Origin of the sequence: Oceanidesulfovibrio marinus (assembly GCF_013085545.1) — a bacterium.
Classification (GTDB): Bacteria; Desulfobacterota; Desulfovibrionia; order Desulfovibrionales; family Desulfovibrionaceae; genus Oceanidesulfovibrio; species Oceanidesulfovibrio marinus.
The window spans coordinates 4,197,937-4,215,793 of record NZ_CP039543.1 but is presented as its reverse complement, the minus strand read 5'-3'; the positions used below and the strand labels follow the sequence as shown (position 1 = coordinate 4,215,793).

15 protein-coding genes are annotated in these 17,857 nt (G+C 63.4%); 7 read left to right on the top strand and 8 right to left on the bottom strand.

All coding sequences use genetic code 11. The features are described from left to right. From E8L03_RS18535 to E8L03_RS18515, 5 genes are read right to left on the bottom strand one after another with little or no spacing between them, the layout of a single operon-like run. Complete coding sequence (locus E8L03_RS18535; protein WP_144306604.1) at positions 1 to 312, bottom strand: ATP synthase subunit I; 312 nt, start codon at positions 310 to 312, stop codon at positions 1 to 3. Positions 313 to 325: 13 nt separating this feature from the next. Then, positions 326 to 631 carry an AtpZ/AtpI family protein gene (locus E8L03_RS18530; protein WP_144306605.1) on the bottom strand — a complete coding sequence of 102 codons (306 nt, stop codon included), beginning with the start codon at positions 629 to 631 and terminating at the stop codon, positions 326 to 328. Then, positions 621 to 1,013, bottom strand: a complete 393-nt coding sequence (locus E8L03_RS18525; protein WP_144306606.1) for a F0F1 ATP synthase subunit epsilon — start codon at positions 1,011 to 1,013, stop codon at positions 621 to 623. The genes E8L03_RS18530 and E8L03_RS18525 overlap by 11 nt, the downstream gene beginning before the upstream one ends. Before the next feature lie 2 nt (positions 1,014 to 1,015). Then, a complete protein-coding gene (gene atpD / locus E8L03_RS18520; protein ID WP_171268146.1) occupies positions 1,016 to 2,458 on the bottom strand; it encodes a F0F1 ATP synthase subunit beta in 1,443 nt (480 codons plus the stop codon). A gap of 18 nt (positions 2,459 to 2,476) precedes the next feature. Then, entirely contained in the window at positions 2,477 to 2,896 is a 420-nt protein-coding gene (locus E8L03_RS18515; RefSeq protein ID WP_144306608.1) for a DUF4175 domain-containing protein, read from the bottom strand. 272 nt (positions 2,897 to 3,168) lie between these two features. On the opposite strand from E8L03_RS18515, the gene E8L03_RS18510 reads away from it, so the two are divergent. The 5 genes from E8L03_RS18510 to E8L03_RS18490 all read left to right on the top strand — a co-directional run bounded on the left by E8L03_RS18510 (position 3,169) and on the right by E8L03_RS18490 (position 8,002). Next, on the top strand, positions 3,169 to 4,455 hold the full coding sequence (locus tag E8L03_RS18510; RefSeq protein WP_244963577.1) for a multiheme c-type cytochrome: 1,287 nt from the start codon (positions 3,169 to 3,171) through the stop codon (positions 4,453 to 4,455). Positions 4,456 to 4,496: 41 nt separating this feature from the next. Beyond that, positions 4,497 to 5,030: a hemerythrin domain-containing protein gene (locus tag E8L03_RS18505; RefSeq protein WP_171268145.1), complete on the top strand. Its 534-nt coding sequence runs from the start codon at positions 4,497 to 4,499 to the stop codon at positions 5,028 to 5,030. After that, positions 5,027 to 5,989, top strand: coding sequence for a non-homologous end-joining DNA ligase (gene ligD / locus E8L03_RS18500; protein WP_171268144.1), 963 nt, complete (start codon positions 5,027 to 5,029; stop codon positions 5,987 to 5,989). Before E8L03_RS18505 ends, ligD (E8L03_RS18500) begins: the two co-directional genes overlap by 4 nt. 2 nt (positions 5,990 to 5,991) lie before the next feature. After that, complete coding sequence (gene ligD / locus E8L03_RS18495; RefSeq protein WP_144306611.1) at positions 5,992 to 6,918, top strand: non-homologous end-joining DNA ligase; 927 nt, start codon at positions 5,992 to 5,994, stop codon at positions 6,916 to 6,918. A gap of 94 nt (positions 6,919 to 7,012) precedes the next feature. Beyond that, positions 7,013 to 8,002, top strand: a complete 990-nt coding sequence (locus E8L03_RS18490; RefSeq protein ID WP_144306612.1) for a zinc-dependent alcohol dehydrogenase family protein — start codon at positions 7,013 to 7,015, stop codon at positions 8,000 to 8,002. 206 nt (positions 8,003 to 8,208) lie between these two features. Here the strand turns inward: E8L03_RS18490 and E8L03_RS18485 are convergent, their stop codons facing one another. From E8L03_RS18485 to gap, 3 genes are all read right to left on the bottom strand, one after another. Beyond that, complete coding sequence (locus tag E8L03_RS18485; RefSeq protein WP_171268143.1) at positions 8,209 to 9,162, bottom strand: L-lactate dehydrogenase; 954 nt, start codon at positions 9,160 to 9,162, stop codon at positions 8,209 to 8,211. Between the two features lie 158 nt (positions 9,163 to 9,320). Then, complete coding sequence (gene ppsA, locus E8L03_RS18480; RefSeq protein WP_244963575.1) at positions 9,321 to 11,663, bottom strand: phosphoenolpyruvate synthase; 2,343 nt, start codon at positions 11,661 to 11,663, stop codon at positions 9,321 to 9,323. 60 nt (positions 11,664 to 11,723) lie between these two features. Further along, positions 11,724 to 12,719 carry a type I glyceraldehyde-3-phosphate dehydrogenase gene (gene gap / locus E8L03_RS18475; protein WP_144306615.1) on the bottom strand — a complete coding sequence of 332 codons (996 nt, stop codon included), beginning with the start codon at positions 12,717 to 12,719 and terminating at the stop codon, positions 11,724 to 11,726. Positions 12,720 to 13,031: 312 nt separating this feature from the next. On the opposite strand from gap, the gene E8L03_RS18470 reads away from it, so the two are divergent. Continuing rightward, the gene (locus tag E8L03_RS18470) at positions 13,032 to 16,055 is read left to right on the top strand and encodes a CheR family methyltransferase (RefSeq protein WP_171268141.1); all 3,024 of its coding nucleotides are present in this window, start codon (positions 13,032 to 13,034) and stop codon (positions 16,053 to 16,055) included. 25 nt (positions 16,056 to 16,080) lie between these two features. After that, positions 16,081 to 17,844: a PAS domain-containing hybrid sensor histidine kinase/response regulator gene (locus E8L03_RS18465; RefSeq protein WP_171268140.1), complete on the top strand. Its 1,764-nt coding sequence runs from the start codon at positions 16,081 to 16,083 to the stop codon at positions 17,842 to 17,844. The last annotated feature ends 13 nt before the right edge of the window (positions 17,845 to 17,857 follow it).

The following is a 17,857-nucleotide window of genomic DNA, read 5'->3' as shown; positions in this document are numbered from 1 at the left end:
TCAGATGTGCTCCTCGGTCGTTTCGCCGCGCTGGCCCAGGGTTCTGGAAATAACCAGGCGCGAGCCGATGAACCCGGCCACCCAGAGGATGCTCGTCAGGGGCTTGCCGGCCGTGGCGGCCAGGAACCCGGCCAGGGCCACGAAGAACCGGCCCAGCGCGCTGGAGAGCATGAGCAGCACCGGGTTCTTCGCGCCGGGCAGCTGCTTCACGGTCCACCACAGCCCACCGAAGAACACGATTCCCACAACAATGCCGGCCGCCAGGGCCAGGGGTGCGGGCAATCCCTCGTATCCGCCCAGATAGGTCGTCATGATCCCTTCTCCATCAGCGTTTTCCGCCTTCCTTGTTCATCCAGCGCCATGCGTTGAGACAGCCAATGAGCACGCCGATGACTATGCCCATGATCGTCCAGGAGTGCTGGCTGGGAAATTTCTTGTCGATCCAGATGCCTATGAGCGCGCCCACCACTGTGGGGATGGCCACGGACCAGCCCACCAGGCCGAACATGCCGAGCCCGAACCAGACGGAGCGATCCCCTTCCTTGCGGGCGCGGACCTTGCGCTGCTCCTTTTCCTCGGCCTCTTTGGCCCAGCGTTCGCCGTGGTCGTCCTTGGGGTCGTCAGTAGCCACGTTCCAGCTCCATCAGCCGGCGGATGAAGCCGGCTTCCATTTTCCAGGCCAGGTTCCGCGCCTGCAGCTCGTCCTCGTCGCGGTGCGCGAAGCGCTCGTCGATCACCTCGCGCAGGCGGCCCAAGTCGCTGCCGCCGGCGCCGTCGCGTACGGCAAAGCGCACCTCGCTACCGTGCTTCACCACCATGCCCTCGGCCACGGCGTAGAATATCTCCTGGCCCTGCTCCGTGGTGATGCCCACCAGGCCCGGCCCGAGCACGGCCACGTAATCCACGTGCCGCGGCTTGAGGCAGAACCCGCCGTCCAGGGCCTCGCCCACCACCTTTACCGCGTCGTCGTGCTGGGCCAGCACCTTTTCCGGAAGAAGGATGCGCACCTGCATGGTCAGCCCTCCTCCCCGCCGCTCTCTTTAGCCTCGTCGATGGAGCCGATCATGTAGAGGTCGCGCTCCGGCCGGTCCGAGAACTCGTCGTCCAGGATGCGCTCGAAACCGTCCAGAGCCTCCTCCAACAGCACCTGCCGGCCCTCGTAGTTGGTGAACTGCTCGGTCACGGAAAATGGCTGTGTCAGGAATCGCTCGATGCGCCGCGCCCGCCGCACGGTCTGGCGGTCCTCGTGGGAGAGCTCCTCCATGCCGAGCATGGCGATTATGTCCTTGAGCTCCTCGTAGGCGGCCAGCTCCCTTCTGAGGGCGCGGGCAATGGTGTAGTGCCGCTGGCCCACGATCTCCGGCACGAGCATGGAGGAGTTGGACTTGAGCGGGTCGATGGCCGGGTAGAGCCCCTGCCCGGCGCGCTTTCTGGAAAGTACGATGGAGGAGGACAAATGGCCGAAGGTGTGCACGGCCGCCGGATCGGTAAAGTCGTCGGCCGGTACATACACGGCCTGCACCGAGGTTACCGCGGCCTTCTGCGAGCTGGTGATGCGCTCCTCCAGCTCGGCCAGCTCCGTGCCCAGGGTGGGCTGGTAGCCCAGGCGCGAGGGCAGCCGCCCCAGAAGGCCCGAGACCTCCATGCCGGCCTGGATGAAGCGGAAGATGTTGTCGATGAGCAGCAGCACGTCCTGGCCGGCGTCGTCGCGGAAGAACTCCGCCATGGTCAGGGCCGAGTGCCCCACGCGGAAGCGCGCGCCAGGCGGCTCGTTCATCTGCGCGTAGACCATCACCGTGTTGTCCAGCACGCCGGAATCCTGCATCTCGCGGTAGAGCTCCTCGCCCTCGCGGCAGCGCTCTCCAATGCCGCAGAACAGGCTCACACCTTTGTGCACGCCGGCCATGTTGTGGATCATCTCCATGATCAGCACGGTCTTGCCCACGCCGGCGCCGCCGAACAAGCCGCCTTTGCCGCCGCGCTCGAGGGGTGAGAGCACGTCCACGGCCTTGATGCCGGTCTGGAATATCTCCTGGGAGGCGGTCTGCCGCCTAAGCGGCAGCGGCGGCTGGAAGATGACGCGGCGTTCCTCGCTTTCCAGCGAGTCGGCCCTGTGATCGATGGGCTGACCAAAAACATTGAACATCCGGCCCAGGTTCTTCGTGCCCACAGGGGCGGTGAGCGGGCTGCCCGTGTCCTCCAGCGCCTCGCCCTGGGCCAGGCCGTCCAGGGAGGTCAGCCCCACGCAGCGCACGGTGTGCTCGTCCAGATGGCTGATCACCTCCATGAACATATGCTCGTGCTGCGCGGGTTTGATGAGCTGGCGGATGGGCGGCACGTCCGGCTCGAACCGGGCGTCCAGCACGCTGCCGCGCACGGAGAGCACCCTGCCGGTGCGCGCATGGCCGGCATGACGGTATCCGGCCGAAGATGTCGTTGCAGAGTAGGTTCGGTTCATGATCGCAGTGGTTCCAGGCTAGACGGCTAATGGCGGGAAGAGCAGGTAGCGCACAATGATGGAGAGCATCAGCAAAAGAGCCAGAGCCCAGAAAAGCCAGCCCAGCACGAAGTCCTGGTGCTCGCGCTCGTACTGCTCCTTCCTGGTCACCAGCTCCAGCCGGTCATCGCCCCCGTCCTGCTCGTGGGGCTGCCTGGGCATGGCCACAAAGAACAGCGCCACCAGACCGGCTACGATGACGAATGGCAGGAGCGACACGCCCCAGATCATGGGGCCGAAGGGCTGCACCCACATGCCGCCGGCCCAGGAGGCCAGCAGGATGAGTACGAGAAGCGGCCACACGGCAGGCCAGGGGCCGCGCCTGCGGAACCCGCGCGTGATGAGCAAAGTCAGCAGCAGCGCCAGAATCAGCGCAATCACAAAATGGACAAGAATCATAAGCAACAGTCTCCAATCATGCCGCGACATTGAATACGGTATGGCGCGCGGCGTTGCCGGCTTGTCGCGCGGCACGCACAACAAGCCATGTTACAAGGCTACGGAGATGACGGGTGCGGGGGAAGGGGGAGGCACGGTGATGTTTCGGGTAGTGCACCTGCAGGGCAGGTGCGGGATAAATATCCCTGAAAACCACACTTCTGGTGCATGCGGCTTTCTGCCATCGTATTACGTTGAATACGTTTTGAACCCGCACACAAGGGGGAGCTCACGTGACTCGCCATACACTGGTGGGAGTAGTCCTGTGCCTGCTGCTGGCCATGCCCCTGCACGCCGCAGCCGCCGTCAAGGTGGCGGTGTGCGTGGGGTGCCACAAGGGCGTATCGCCCAGAATCGTCTCCGACTGGCAGAGCAGCCGCCACGCCCAGACCGAAGGCGGCGCCACATGCATCGATTGCCACGGGGACGAGCACTCCTCGCCGCAGAACCCGGACAAAGCCAAGCTTGCCACGCCGGAGACCTGCCGGACGTGCCATCCGGATCGGGTGGAGCAGTTCTCCAAAGGCAAGCACGCCATGGGCTGGAAATCATACCTGGCAATGCCCACCACCCACTGGCAACCCATGGTCCTGCGCGGCGGCCTGAAAGGCTGCTCCGGCTGCCACCAGATCGGCCTCAAGTCGGACGAGGAGATTCAGGAGCTGCGCAAGCAGGGCAGCGATTACGGCGCGGCATCCTGCGACGCCTGCCACACCCGCCACCTCTTCTCTAAACAGGAAGCGCAATCGCCCCAGGCGTGCCGCACCTGCCACATGGGCATAGATCACCCGCAGTGGGAGATGTACGACGCCTCCAAGCACGGCGTGCGCCATGAGCTCAAGGTCTCGGGCGCTCTGCCGGAAGACGCCGCCGCACCAACCTGCCAGTTCTGCCATATGGTGGACGGCGACCACGCCGTGATGACGGGCTGGGGATTCCTGGGCGTGCGGCTGCCCATGCCGGACGATCCGCAGTGGACCGACGACCGCACCACCGTGCTCAAGGCCCTGGGCGTGTTCTCTCCCGACGGAAAGCCTACGCCCCGCCTGGACGTGTTCAAGCAGACCGAGGCCATGCGCACCACGGACGAGGCCTTCACGAAGCAGCGCGAAAAGATGGTCGGCGTCTGCTCCAACTGCCATACCGAGAGCTACGCCCGCTCCGAGCTGTCCAAGGGCGACGACATGATCCGAGTGGCCGACGGCCTTCTGGCCGAATCCATCCGTGTTGTAGCCGCGCTGTACAAGGACGGCATCCTGCAGAAGCCGGACAGCTACAACTACGAATATCCAGATCTCCTGACCTACCATGACGCCCCGACGGAGATCGAAACCCGGCTCTGGCTCATGTTCCTCAAACATCGCATGCGCACGTTCCAAGGCGCTTTCCACATGAACCCGGACTACTCGTTGTGGTATGGTTGGAGCGAGATGGTTCAGGACCGCAACTGGATTGCCGAGCACGCCAAAGAGCTGCGCCGGCGCAAAAAGGTGCAAGAGGCCCTCGATCTGAAGGAATGACGTTCCCCGAGACCACCCCACATCTCCAAGGAGACCGCGCCATGGAACCCATCGGACCGCTCATGCATGAGCACCGGCTCATCGAACGGATGATTGCCTTGCTGCACAAGGAAGCCGAACGCCTGGAAAACGGCGGCCGGGCCGACCTCCCCTTTGTCTTCAGCGGCGTGGAGTTTGTGCGCGTCTATGCGGACAAGCTGCACCATGGCAAGGAGGAGGACGTGCTCTTCCGCGCGCTGGAGGCAAAGGACCTCACGCAGGAGCACCGGTCCATGCTGGAGGAGCTCATCGAGGACCACAAGTACGGCCGCCGTCTGGTGGGCGAGCTGGAAGACGCAGCCGCCGCCTTCGCCGGCCATGGCGAGCCCAAGGCAATCGCCGGCATTCTGCGCAAGCTCGCAGAGTTCTACCCCAAGCACATCGAGAAGGAAGACAAGCACTTCTTCTTTCCCGTGCTGGAGTACTTCAGCAAGGAAGAGCGCCAGGACATGCTCGACCAGTACGAGGTGCTGGAGAAGAACCTAGTCCACGACCGCTACACGGAAATGGTCGAGCAGCTTGAGGCACGCGAATGACGCCGTACTCGCCCATGCTCGCCACCCTGGAGCATGAACCCTTCTCCCATCCGGACTGGATCTTTGAGCGCAAGCTGGACGGCGAGCGCTGCATTGCGGTGAAGGATGACGGCGGTGTCACCCTCTACTCCCGCAGTGGCAAGGCGCTCAACCACGCCTATCCGGAGCTTGTGGATGCCCTGCAAGCACAGCGCGGCTCCTTTGTGGTAGACGGCGAGATCGTGGCCTTTGACGGCAGCGTAACCAGCTTCTCAAAGCTCCAGCTGCGCATGCAGGTGCAGGACCCGGACGAGGCCCGAAGCTCCGGCGTGGCCGTGTACTTCTACCTCTTCGACATGTTGGAGTCCGATGGTCAGGACCTGACCATCAAACCCTTGGAGGAGCGCAAGTCCCTGCTCAAGCAGGCCATCGACTTCGCCGACCCCATCCGCTTTACCCAGCACCGCAACGAGCACGGCGAGGCGTATCTGGAAGAAGCCTGCGAGAAGCACTGGGAAGGGCTCATCGCCAAGGACCGGCACTCCAGATACGTGCAGAGCCGTTCCCGCAAATGGCTCAAGCTCAAGTGCACGGCGCGGCAGGAGCTTATCATCGGCGGGTACACCGCGCCCCACGGCGAGCGCATCGGCTTCGGCGCCCTGCTCGTGGGCTACTACGAAAAACGCGGCGGCGAGACCCTGCGCTACGCCGGCAAGGTGGGCACAGGCTACGACGACGCCACCCTGAAACGCCTGCACGGCGAGATGCAGCAGATGGAACGCGAGACCCCGCCCTTTACGCCGTACAAAGGCGAGAAGCTGCCGCACCAGGAGATCACCTGGGTCACGCCGGCTCTGGTCTGCGAGGTGGGCTTTACGGAATGGACCGGGCCCGCGGGCACGCCGGCCAAACTGCGCCATCCGCGATTCCTGGGCCTGCGCCGCGACAAGGACCCCAAAGACGTGGTCCGCGAAGGATAACCATGACCAAGCTCCAGTTCGGTCCCTACTCCGTGTCTTTCGACAAGGACGACAAGGTCCTCTACCCGGCGCACGACGGCCAGCCCGCCGTGACCAAGGCCGACGTCATCATCTACTACAAGGACATCGCCGGGGTCATGCTGCCCCACGCCGGTGGCCGGCCCGTCACCCTGCGGCGCTTTCCGGATGGCATCGAATCCTCCGGCTTCTACATGCAGGAGGCGCAGGATTACTTTCCGGACTGGATTGAGCGCGTGGACGCCAAGCGACACGACGGCTCCACCATCCACCACGCCGTGGCCAACCGCGCGGCCGACCTCGCCTACCTGGCCAGCCTCGGCACCCTGGAGTTTCATACCTGGCTCTCCCATGCGAAAGACATCCGCACGCCGGACTGGATCGTCTTCGACCTCGACCCGCCCGGCAAGGACGAGCACGCCTTCACCATGGTGCGCGCCGCGGCCCTCGATATCCGCGGACTGCTGGATGAGCTCGGGCTGGCCTCGTTCGTGAAGCTGACCGGCTCCAAGGGGCTGCACGTGCTCGCTCCCATAACACCGGAGGAGGACTTCGACGATGTCCGGGCGTTCGCCCGGGATGCGGCCGAGTTGCTGGCAGCACGCAAGCCGGACGACTACACCACGGAGCAACGCAAGGAGAAGCGCAAGGGCCGGCTCTACCTGGACATGATGCGCAACGCCTACGCCCAACACGCCGTGGCGCCGTACTCGCTGCGGCCGCTGCCCGGCGCGCCGGTGGCCGCGCCGCTGGACTGGAGCGAGGTGGAGGACGCCTCGCTCACCCCGCGCTCCGTGACCATCCACACCATTTTCCGCCGCCTGGGCCAGAAGGACGACCCCTGGAAGGACCTCGCGCGCCACCGCCGCAGCCTAGCGAAGGCGCGGGAGAAGCTGGAGGCGCAGCTCTGATGACGCCTGCGCCTCCTTCACATAGCCCGCAATAACTCAACACACCGGACGCCCTTGCAACGGGAGCCGCCCGACCCCACACAGGAGAAATGCCATGCGAGCCATGCTTTTGCGCGAATTCGGCGATGTCTCGAACTTCACCATGGGAGAGCTGGACACACCCCAGGCCCGCCCCGGCCAGGTACTGGTGAAGATTGCCGCTTCCGGGGTCAACCCCGTGGACTCCAAGATCCGCCTCACACACCCGCCCTTTGCACCGACGCTGCCCGCTGTGCTGGGCATGGACCTTGCCGGCACGGTGGAGGCTGTGGGGGATGGCGTGACAGACCTGGCCGTGGGTGACGAGGTCTGGGGCTGCGTGGGTGGGCTCGCCGATCTGCCAGGAACCCTGGCCGAGTACGTGGCCGCCGACGTCCGGCTGCTGGGCAAAAAACCCGCCGTCCTCTCCCTGCGCCAGGCAGGCGCCCTGCCCCTGGTCGCCATCACGTCCTGGATGCTGCTCCACGAACGCGCCCAAATCCAACCGGGCCAGCACGTCCTGGTCCACGGCGGCGCCGGCGGCGTGGGCCACGTGGCCGTCCAGATGGCCAAGGCGGCCGGCGTGCGTGTGGCGACCACCGTCTCCACCCAGGAAAAGGCCGACATCGCCAAGGACCTGGGCGCCGACGATCTGATCTTCTACCGCGACGAGTCTGTGCAGGAGTATGTGCAGCGCCTCACCGGCGGCCGCGGCTTCGACGCCGTCATCGACACCATCGGCGGCACCACTCTGGACGACTCCATGGACGCCGTGCGCATCGAAGGGGTCATCACCTCCACCAACACGCGCTCCAGCCACGACCTCTCCATCCTGCACGCCAAGGGCCTCACCCTGTCCGTGGTGCTCATGCTACTGCCCATGCTCACAGGCCAGGGCCGGGAACGCTACCGCGCCATCCTGGACAAAGCCGCCGCCCTGGTGGAATCCGGCGCGCTCAAACCACTCATCGACCCGCACCACTTCACCCTGGACCAGGCCGCCCAGGCCCACGAGCTCGTGGAACACCACAAGGCCGTGGGCAAGGTCGTTGTGGATATCAATTGACGTAATTAAGGGGCGCTGCCCACGGCCGGACATGGTGGACTCTGTCTCCCATGCCCCCCTGCCGGGGACCCGTGTTCCCCGGCGGGAGCCCGACGATTTTTCAGGAGAGAAAAATCGGGCGTGGAGCATAGCGAGACACCCGACAGGGTGCGCCCCAGGACGGGGTACATCAGGGGCAGCGCCCCTCGGACCCAAGCGTAGTAGATTTAATATCCCAGCATTTCGATCTGCTCGCGCAGCACGGCGGCCGAGCGGTGGAGCGCGGCTTCCTCGTCCGGGTCGAGGGACGCATCGAGCACGCCTTCGACGCCCGAGGAACCCACGATGGACGGCAGGGACAGGCACACGTCCCTGATGCCGTAGGAGCCCTGCACCAGGCTGGAGACGGTGAGCACGCTTTCCTCGTGACGCAGGATGGAGCGGATGATGCGGACGAGGGCGAGGCCGATGCCGTAGGCGGTGGAGCCTTTGCGGTCGATAATCTCGTAGGCGGATTCGCGCACCTGGCGTTCGATATGGTCGCGGTCCACCCGGCGGCATTCGCGATCGCAGGTGGAGCAGAAGTCCTGGAGCGACACGCCGGCGATGTTCACGCGGCTCCACACGGCCAGCTCGCTGTCGCCGTGCTCGCCGATGACGTGGCAGTGCAGGTTGCGGGGATCGAGCCGGAAGTGGTTGGCCAGGAGATAGCGGAAGCGCGCGCTGTCCAGCACCGTGCCAGAGCTGATGACCTGAGCGGGCGGCAGGCCGGACTCCTTGAGCGCCACGTAGGTCATGACGTCCACCGGGTTGGTGACCATAATGAGGATCGGGTTCGGATTGTGCTCCAGAATCTTGTGCACGATATCCTTGACGATCACGGCGTTGCGCTTGTTGAGGTCGAGGCGCGTCTCGCCCGGTTTCTGGGCCGCGCCTGCCGTGACAACGACGATACGCGCTCCGGCGCAGAGCTCGTAGCTGTCGCCGGCTTCGATTTGCATAGGGTAGGCCAGGGCCATGGCGTGGCCCAGGTCCATGACCTCACCTTCCGCCTTCTTGATGTCCTGGTCGATGACAGCCAGCTCGCGGACCTCGCCCTTCATGGTCAGGGCAAAGGACAGGGCGGCGCCGACGTTGCCGGCGCCGATAACGGCGACCTTGGATCGGTTCGATTGACTCATTTGCAGTATCTCCGGGAAATGGAGGAGTGTTGGTTGGAAGCCCTCTCACAAAAGGCGTTGGGCTTTGCGGCACAAAAGACGAACTCCGCGCGAAGGGAGCATATCCCGGCGCGAGTCTGACGCGGCCACAGGGCGCAAGAGCATTCTTGCGATGACTGTTAGCCGCTCGCCATCTCCTCTTCGGTCTTGGCGATGCGGCGCTGGGTCAGGAGGACGGAGTCCGGGTTGAGGGAGATGGAGTCGATGCCCTGCTCCACCAGGAAAGCGGCGAACTCCGGGTGGTCGCTGGGGGCCTGGCCGCAGATGCCCACTTTCACGCCCTTGCGCCGGGCGACCTGGATGAGCTGGGCGATCATCTTCTTCACGGCCTCGTTGCGCTCGTCAAAGATGGGAGCCAACTCGCCGGAGTCGCGGTCCACGCCCAGCACAAGCTGGGTGAGGTCGTTGGAGCCGATGGAGAAGCCGTCGAAGCGCTCGGCGAACTCCTCGGCCAGAATGACGTTGGAGGGGATCTCGGCCATGACCAGAACCTCCAGGCCGTCCTTGCCGCGCACCAGGCCGTTCTTGGCCAGCTCGGTGAGCACGCGGTCGGCCTCCTCCAGGGTGCGACAGAAGGGGATCATCACGGCCACGTTGGTCAGACCCATGCGCTCGCGCACGCGGCGGATGGCCAGGCACTCCAGGGCGAAGCCGGCGGCGTACTTGGGCGAGTAGTAGCGCGAGGCTCCGCGGAAGCCGATCATGGGGTTGGCCTCCTCGGGCTCGAACTGCCTGCCGCCCACGAGCTGGGCGTACTCGTTGGTCTTGAAGTCGCTCATGCGCACGATGACCGGCTCCGGGTACTGGGAGGAGGCGATCTTGCCCAGGCCCAGGGCGAGCTGATCCACGAAGTACTCGGCCGGGTCGTCGTAGAACCGGGTCAGCTCGCGCAGCCGCCTTTTGTCCGCCTCGTCCTCCACGGCGTCTATGTTGATGAGCGCCATGGGATGGGCCTTGATCACGTCGTTGATGACGAACTCCATGCGCGCCAGGCCAATGCCCTTGGCCGGCAGCCGCCACCAGTGGTAGGCCGCGGCCGGGCTGGCGATGTTCATCATGATGCGGGTCTTGGTGTCCGGAATGTTGGAGAGGTCCAGTTCCTCCACGCGGAAGTCGAGCTTCTTGTCGTAGACGTAGCCGCGCTCCCCCTCGGCGCAGGACACGGTGATCTGCCGGCCCTGGGGAATCTTATCCATGGCCCCTTCTGCGCCCACCACGGCCGGTATGCCCAGCTCCCGGCTGACAATGGCGGCGTGGCTGGTGCGGCCGCCGTGCTCCGTCACGATGGCTGCGGCCCGCTTCATGATCGGAGCCCAGTCCGGGTCGGTCATCTCCGTGACGAGCACGGCCCCGTCCTCGAACTGCTCGATGTCGTCCGGCGACTTGAGCAGCAGCGCCATGCCGGTGGCCACGGCGTCGCCCACACTGAGCCCTTCGGCCAGCACCTCGCCCCGCTGGTCCAGGCTGTAGGACCTGATACTGCCCATGTCCCGCCGCGATTGCACGGTTTCCGGTCGGGCCTGCACGATTTTGAGCTCGCCGGTCTCGCCGTCCTTGGCCCACTCCATGTCCATGGGCATGCCATAGTGCTCCTCAATGGCCACGGCCCAGCGCGAGAGGGTGAGCACCTCCTTGTCCTCCAGCACGAAGCGCCGGCGGTCCTCCTTGGGCGTGTTGATGTTCTTGGTGGTCTTGGAGCCCCCGCGGGCGTAGACCATCTTCTTTTCCTTGGCGCCCAGGGTCTTCTCCACGATGGGCACCAGGGACGTGTCGTCCAGCAAGGGCTTGAACACGCGGAACTCGTCCGGGTTCACCGCGCCCTGGACCACGTTCTCGCCCAGGCCCCAGGCGCCGTTGATGAGCACGGCTCTGGGAAAGCCGGTCTCGGTGTCGATGGAGAACATCACGCCGGAGCAGCCCAGGTCGGAGCGGACCATCTCCTGCACGCCCACGGACAGGGCCACGCTCATGTGGTCGAAGCCCTTCTCCTCGCGGTAGCTGATGGCGCGGTCGGTAAAGAGCGAGGCGTAGCAGCGCTTCACGGAGTCCAGCAGCTCCTCCTCGCCGCTCACGTTGAGGAAGCTCTCCTGCTGGCCGGCAAAGCTGGCGTCGGGCAGGTCCTCGGCCGTGGCGCTGGAGCGCACGGCAACGTCGGTGTCCTCGCGGCCCGTGCGCTCCGAGAGCGTGCGGTACGCCTCGCGCACAGCAGATTCCAGCCCTGCGGACAACGACGCCTGGCCGAACAGCCGACGGATGGAGACTCCGGTCTTGTGCAGGCTTTTCTTGCCGGCGTGGTAGTCGTCCAGCCGGATGCGGATCTTCTCATCCAGGCCGTTGACCTCCAGAAACTCGCGGTAGGCGTCCGCCGTGGTGGCGAAGCCGTCCGGCACGCTGATGCCCTGGGCGGACAGAGAACGGATCATCTCGCCCAGGGAGGCGTTCTTGCCGCCCACGCGCGGCACGTCGGAATTTCCAAGTTCTTCAAACCATAAAACGTGTGTAATCTCCGCCATTCCCCTGCCTCACAGATGTTTTGCCAGATGTTCGATGCAGCGTATGAGTTGCGAGGTGAAGCCATGCTCGTTGTCGTACCAGGAAAGAACCTTGGCCAGCCGGCCCTGGATGACCTTGGTGCTCAGGCCGTCCACCACGGTGCCGTGGCTGTCGCCGATAAAGTCCGTGGAGACGAGGTAGTCGTCCGTGTAGCCCAGAGTCTCGTTGACCCGCTTCTTGAAGGCGGCGTTCAGAGTCTCGGCGTCGGTCTCCTTCTCCAGATGGAACACGGCGTCTATCAGGGAGGCGTCCGGCGTGGGCACGCGCACGGCCAGCCCATCCAGGCGGCCTTTCAGCTCGGGCAGCACCAGGGTCACGGCCTGGGCCGCGCCCGTGGAGGTGGGAATCTGCGAGAGCGCCGCGGCGCGGCCGCGCCTGGGGTCCTTGCCGGCCGGACCGTCCAGGATGGCTTGGCTGGTGGTGTAGGAGTGGATGGTGGTCATCAGGCCGTACTGGATGCCGAACTCCTGGTGCACCACCTGGGCCATGGGGGCCAGGGCGTTGGTGGTGCAGGAGGCGGCGGACACGATGTTGTGCCTGGCCGGGTCGTAGTCCTCGTGGTTCACGTTGTAGACAATGGTCAGGTCCTCACCCTTGGTCGGCGCACTGATCATCACCTTTTTCGCGCCGGCGGCCAAATGTTGCTCGCAGGAATCACGATCCTTGAACTTTCCGGTTGCCTCCACCACGATGTCCACCCCGGCGTCGCCCCACTTGCACTCGGCGGGCTTGGGCCAGTGGTAGGCGCGTATCTTCCGGCCGTTCACGATGAGGTTGTCCTCGTCGTACTCCACCATGGCGTCGAAGCGGCCGTGCACGGAGTCGTACTTCAGAAGCCGGGCGTACTCGTCCACGGGCGACCGGGCGTTGTAGGCCACCAGCTCGAGATTGTCGTTGCTTTCCAGAATCCTTGCCAGACCGCGTCCGATGCGGCCAAATCCATTGATGCCGATACGTGTCGCCATAGCAATCGCCTCGCTGTGGAATAGGTGGTTGCGGAAGATACCCATACATGGGGCGGCGCCGCCATGACTCCCGGTGCGGCGCCCCTGTGCCGGGTTTTCGGATCAATCTCCTTTTTAACAGACTCGGCGCATGAAAAAAGGGACACACTGTCGTGCACACCGTGAAATGACCATTTTCTACTCAGTTTATCCCCGTTCGGCGTGCCCTTGGCAACAATATCCCCTCCCCTACTTCTCTCCTTTCCTTGCCTGTAGCCGCTTGCTAATGAAAGGCCAGGCAGACGAAATCACAATACAGCCAAGGACAAAGGCATGACCGAAAAGAAACGCACGGGCGAAACAAAGAAGGGCAAGAAAGCCGGAAGGAGTACTTTTCCCGCGGGCGTGTTGTACGTGGGCATTGGCGCGTCCGCTGGCGGGCTCGAACCCCTCTTCCAGATCGTCGAGCAGCTCAGCCCCGACGACCCGTGCGCATACTTCATCGTACAGCACCAGTCCATGGAGACAGGCGAAAGCCTGCTCCCTTCGCTGCTTGCCAAGCGCACGGACTGCTCTGTCGAGCTTGCCGACGACGGCGCCCGCATCATGCCCGGCGTTATCTATATCGCTCCTCCGGACAAGCTCCTGTCGTTCAACGGCATTTTAATCAGCCTGAGCATACAAGAGGCGCGGACCATGCCCATCGACCACCTCTTCCGCAGTCTCGCCGAAAACGCCGGGGGGCATTGCATAGCCATCATACTCTCGGGCTCCAACACGGACGGCACGCTCGGCTCCCGCGCCGTCAAGGAGCACGGCGGCGTCATCATCGCGCAGGACCCCGACACCGCCGAGTACAAAACCATGCCGCAGTCCGTCGTCGACACCGGCCTTGCCGACCTCATGGCCGCCCCAAGCGCCATTCCAAACCACATTCGTGACTATGTGAACACGGTCAGCCAGAGAGATGCATCCGAAACCGACACGATCGCGTTCTCCCAGAGCCAGCGCAACACGCTGTTCTCACTGGTCAAGAATCGCGTGGGGCACGATTTCCAGCCATACAAGGAAAACACGATCAACCGCCGCATCCAGCGACGCATGGACTTCCACAAGATCGAGCGGCTCAAGGACTATATCACCCTGGTGAAGTCCGATCCAAACGAGGCCAACGAGCTGTTTAAGGACATGCTCATCAGCGTGACGAACTTTTTCCGCGACCCCGCATGCTTCGAGACATTGAAGCAAACCCTCGTCAAGCAGTACCTGCCCCGGAAAAACTCGGCCGAGTTCCGCGCCTGGGTGCCAGGCTGCGCCACGGGCGAGGAGGCATACTCCCTGGCCATAATCCTGGCCGAGGCCATGGACGAAACCGGTGTGCACTGCGATGTGAGCATCTACGCCACGGATGTGGACACGGAAGCCATCGCCAGAGCCCGCAAGGGCGTTTTCCCGGAGAACATTGAAGCCGACGTGAGCGAGCAGCGGCTGCGGCGGTTCTTCAGCCACCAGAGCAACGAGTACAGAATCAAGCAGAAGATCCGCGACATGATCATCTTCGCCGAGCAGAACGTGCGGCAGGACCCGCCTTTCTACCGGCTGGACACCATCATCTGCCGCAACCTGCTCATGTACTTCAAGCCAGAGGCGCAGCAGAAGGTGATGTCTCATTTCTGCTACGCCATGAAAAAAAACGGCCTGCTCATGCTCGGCACGTCGGAAAGCATCGGCTCGCTTGCCGAATGCCTGCATCCCGTGGACGCCTCCTGCCGGCTGTACATGGCCAAACGCGGCATCGAAGACCACGAACGGTACACGGACAGCCACACCTCCCAGCGCCTTTTCTCGCTGACCGGCGCTCCCGCGGGCGGATACGCCAGGAGGCGCCAGGAGGATTCCGTGGGCGAGAGCGGCATCCGCTCCATGGAGCGCATCCTGCTCAACCTGGCCACGCCTCCATCTCTTATCGTGAACAGAAACGGCGATATTCACTACATCCACGGCCGCACGGGCAAGCTTCTGGAGCCCGTACAGGGCAGGCCCGATTCGAACGTGCTGCGCATGGCCCGGGAAGGGCTTCGCATGCACCTTTCAACCCTGCTCGGCGAATGCGCGCACACCAACCAGAAGCAGACGCGGCGCAATGTGCGCGTACGAACCAACGGGGATGAAACGCTTTTCGACATCGCCATCCAGCCCGTCAAGTCCGACCAGTTCGATGTCCAAGCCTTCCTGATCTCGTTCGAGGAATCACCCCCACCTCGGGAGGGCGAACTGGATATCGAAAACATACAGAACATTTCCGGACAGGCCAGAAATCGCATAACCGCGCTGGAGTCCGAGCTGCAGGAGTGCCGGGAAAGCATGCGGGTGATGACCGAGGAGCACGAAGCCGCCAACGAGGAGCTCAAGTCGTCCAACGAGGAGTTGCAATCCACCAACGAAGAGCTCAAAAGCACCGTGGAGGAGCTTGAGACGGCCAAGGAGGAGGTGCAGTCCATCAACGAAGAGCAGTCCACGCTGAACGACGAGCTGCAAGCGAAAAACGACGAGTTGCAACGCATCAGCAACGATCTGGACAACATCCTGGTGAGCACCGATATAGCCACCCTCTTTCTGGACAACGACCTGACCATCAAGCGATACACGCCGGCCATCAGCGAGATGATGAGCCTGCGCGAATCCGACCTGGGCCGTCCTGTCACGGACATCGCCATGAAGCTGGAGTACACAGCCCTGGCCGTGGATTCGTCCAGTGTGCTGCAGAACCTCGACTCTCTGACCAAAGAGGTGCAGAATGAGGCCGGATCGTGGTTCCAGATGCGCATCCGGCCATACAAGACCTCGGACAACCGCATCGACGGCGTGGTCGTCACCTTCAACGACATCACCAGGCTCAAAAAGAGCGAGCAGGTGGCGCAGACCGCCCAGAACCTTGCGGAGTCCATCATCGATATCGCTTCCGAACCGCTGCTCGTGCTCGACGAGAAGATGGTCATCCAGACCGCGAACAGGGCGTTTCTCGAAACCTTCGAAGTGAGCGAGAAGAACTCCATCGGCAAGAGCATCTTTGATGCGGTCCACGGCCGCCTGGACCAGCCGGAGCTCCAAAAGGCCCTGGAGAGCCTCGTCACGGAGAAACATGTTCTGTGGGAGTACCCTATCAAGGTCGAGCTCAAGCCCTCGCGCACAATGCGTCTGCACATCAATGCGAAGTACGTTCCCTTTTCCACACAGGAAGGCGAGGCCCCCGCATCCTGCTTTCCATCTCGGCCATTACTTCTTTGGATAGTGAGTGTCCCGAACCTCCACCCGAAAACTGACCTTTTGCTGAGCCCCGTACTCGACGTATTTTAAGGTGCCCAACTATACGAGGCGCTTGATGGAAGGTGAAAAGCAGACCAAAGGGAACCGAAACCAGATGCCGCACAAGGACTTGAACAGGGATAAACTGAAACGGATTGCCAGAGATTACGCCGCCAAAGGCCGCGCCCCCGACGTGAGCGCTCTGGGCAAAGACGACGTAGACGAGCTTCTGTATGAGTTCGGCGTCTATCAATGCGAGATGCAGGCCCAGAACGAGCACCTTACCGAAATGCGCGACGATCTGGAAACAGCCCGTGACAAGTACACCCTCCTCTACGACCTCGCCCCGTTCGGCTACGCCACCATTGACGAGCATGGCCGCGTAGACGACTGCAACATCGCCTTTGCCGCCATGACAGGCAAGACGCGCTCCATCCTGGTCGATTCCCTGATCCAGCATCTGGTGCCGCCGCACGACCAGAACCGGATTTTCTCGCTGATGAACCAGGCGGAGGCGAGCGAAACCATGGAGAGCGGCGAGTTCGAGCTGCGCCAGGGCGATGGTTACGAGAACCGCATCGTGCGCTGCGATGTCCGGGTGCTGCCCCATACCCCGGGCAACGGCAAGCTCTTTCTCCTCGCCTTCATAGACGTGACCGACCGCCGCAACCTGGAGACCGAGCTGCGCCTGGCCAAGGCCAAGGCCGAGTCCGCAAGCCAGGCCAAGAGCGAGTTCCTGGCCAATATGAGCCACGAGATTCGCACGCCCATGACCGGCATACAGGGCATGCTCAAGCTGTTGGAAAAGTCCGGGCTCACCGAAAAGCAGCTCGAATATGTGGAGATGGCCCAGACCAGCTCCGACAGCCTGCAGGAGCTCATCAACGACATACTCGACCTTTCGCGCATCGAGGCCAACCGGCTGGAAATTGTCACCCAGCCCTTCGACATGCAGGAGCTCGTGGCCAAGCTGGTCGGCATCTTCATGCCCCTGGCCGAGCAGAAGGGTCTGCGCCTGGAGTACTCCGTAGACAGCAATCTGCCCCAGTGGCTCAGCGGCGACCAGCTCCGCGTGCGCCAGGTGCTCTTCAACATCGTGGGCAACGCCGTGAAGTATACGGAGGAAGGCTCCGTCAGCCTGAACGTGCGCACCATGCAGACCAATGAGAAGGGCCAGCGCATGGTGCTCTTCAACATCGCCGACACGGGCATGGGCATCCCCTCGGACAAGCTGGAGTCCATCTTCCATCCATTTACCCAGTCGGACTCCAGCTACGCCAAGCAGATGGCCGGCACCGGCCTCGGCCTCACCATTGTCAAAAAGCTCGTGGAGCTCATGGGCGGCCATGTCTCGATCCAGAGCAAACAGGGCGAATGGACCCGCGTGACCCTCACCTTACCCTTCAACGACGCCCACCCCCCGAAAACAGACGAAATGCAAAAGCAGATGAAAGCGTCGCAGCCGCGGCAATACAAGATACTCCTGGCAGAGGACAACGCCATCAACCAGAAAGCGGTGAAGATGTTCCTGGAGCAGTACGGCCACAGCGTCACCGTGGCCCAGAACGGCCGCGAGGCCGTGGACATCCTCAGCTCCGAGAAGTACGACGCCGTGCTCATGGACGTGCAGATGCCGGGAATGGACGGCATGGAAGCCACGCGCCTCATCCGCTCCGGCGACGACGGCCCGTCCGAAGTGCCTATCATCGCGCTCACGGCCTACGCCATGGACGAGGAAAAGGAAAAAATCCTGGCCGCGGGCATGAATGAGTACCTGACCAAGCCCATCGACTACGACAGCCTTAACGACATCCTGCACCGGCTGATCGAGTCCCGCTGATACTGGGCCCCAC

Excerpts from the sequence above, each read along its gene's own strand:
- ligD (WP_171268144.1), top strand. The coding sequence starts at position 5,027 with ATGACGCCGTACTCGCCCATGCTCGCCACCCTGGAGCATGAACCCTTC.
- atpD (WP_171268146.1), bottom strand. The coding sequence starts at position 2,458 with ATGAACCGAACCTACTCTGCAACGACATCTTCGGCCGGATACCGTCAT.
- ligD (WP_144306611.1), top strand. The coding sequence starts at position 5,992 with ATGACCAAGCTCCAGTTCGGTCCCTACTCCGTGTCTTTCGACAAGGAC.
- gap (WP_144306615.1), bottom strand. The coding sequence starts at position 12,719 with ATGGCGACACGTATCGGCATCAATGGATTTGGCCGCATCGGACGCGGT.
- E8L03_RS18535 (WP_144306604.1), bottom strand. The coding sequence starts at position 312 with ATGACGACCTATCTGGGCGGATACGAGGGATTGCCCGCACCCCTGGCC.
- E8L03_RS18490 (WP_144306612.1), top strand. The coding sequence starts at position 7,013 with ATGCGAGCCATGCTTTTGCGCGAATTCGGCGATGTCTCGAACTTCACC.
- E8L03_RS18465 (WP_171268140.1), top strand. The coding sequence starts at position 16,081 with ATGGAAGGTGAAAAGCAGACCAAAGGGAACCGAAACCAGATGCCGCAC.
- E8L03_RS18470 (WP_171268141.1), top strand. The coding sequence starts at position 13,032 with ATGACCGAAAAGAAACGCACGGGCGAAACAAAGAAGGGCAAGAAAGCC.
- E8L03_RS18515 (WP_144306608.1), bottom strand. The coding sequence starts at position 2,896 with ATGATTCTTGTCCATTTTGTGATTGCGCTGATTCTGGCGCTGCTGCTG.
- E8L03_RS18505 (WP_171268145.1), top strand. The coding sequence starts at position 4,497 with ATGGAACCCATCGGACCGCTCATGCATGAGCACCGGCTCATCGAACGG.
- E8L03_RS18485 (WP_171268143.1), bottom strand. The coding sequence starts at position 9,162 with ATGAGTCAATCGAACCGATCCAAGGTCGCCGTTATCGGCGCCGGCAAC.
- E8L03_RS18525 (WP_144306606.1), bottom strand. The coding sequence starts at position 1,013 with ATGCAGGTGCGCATCCTTCTTCCGGAAAAGGTGCTGGCCCAGCACGAC.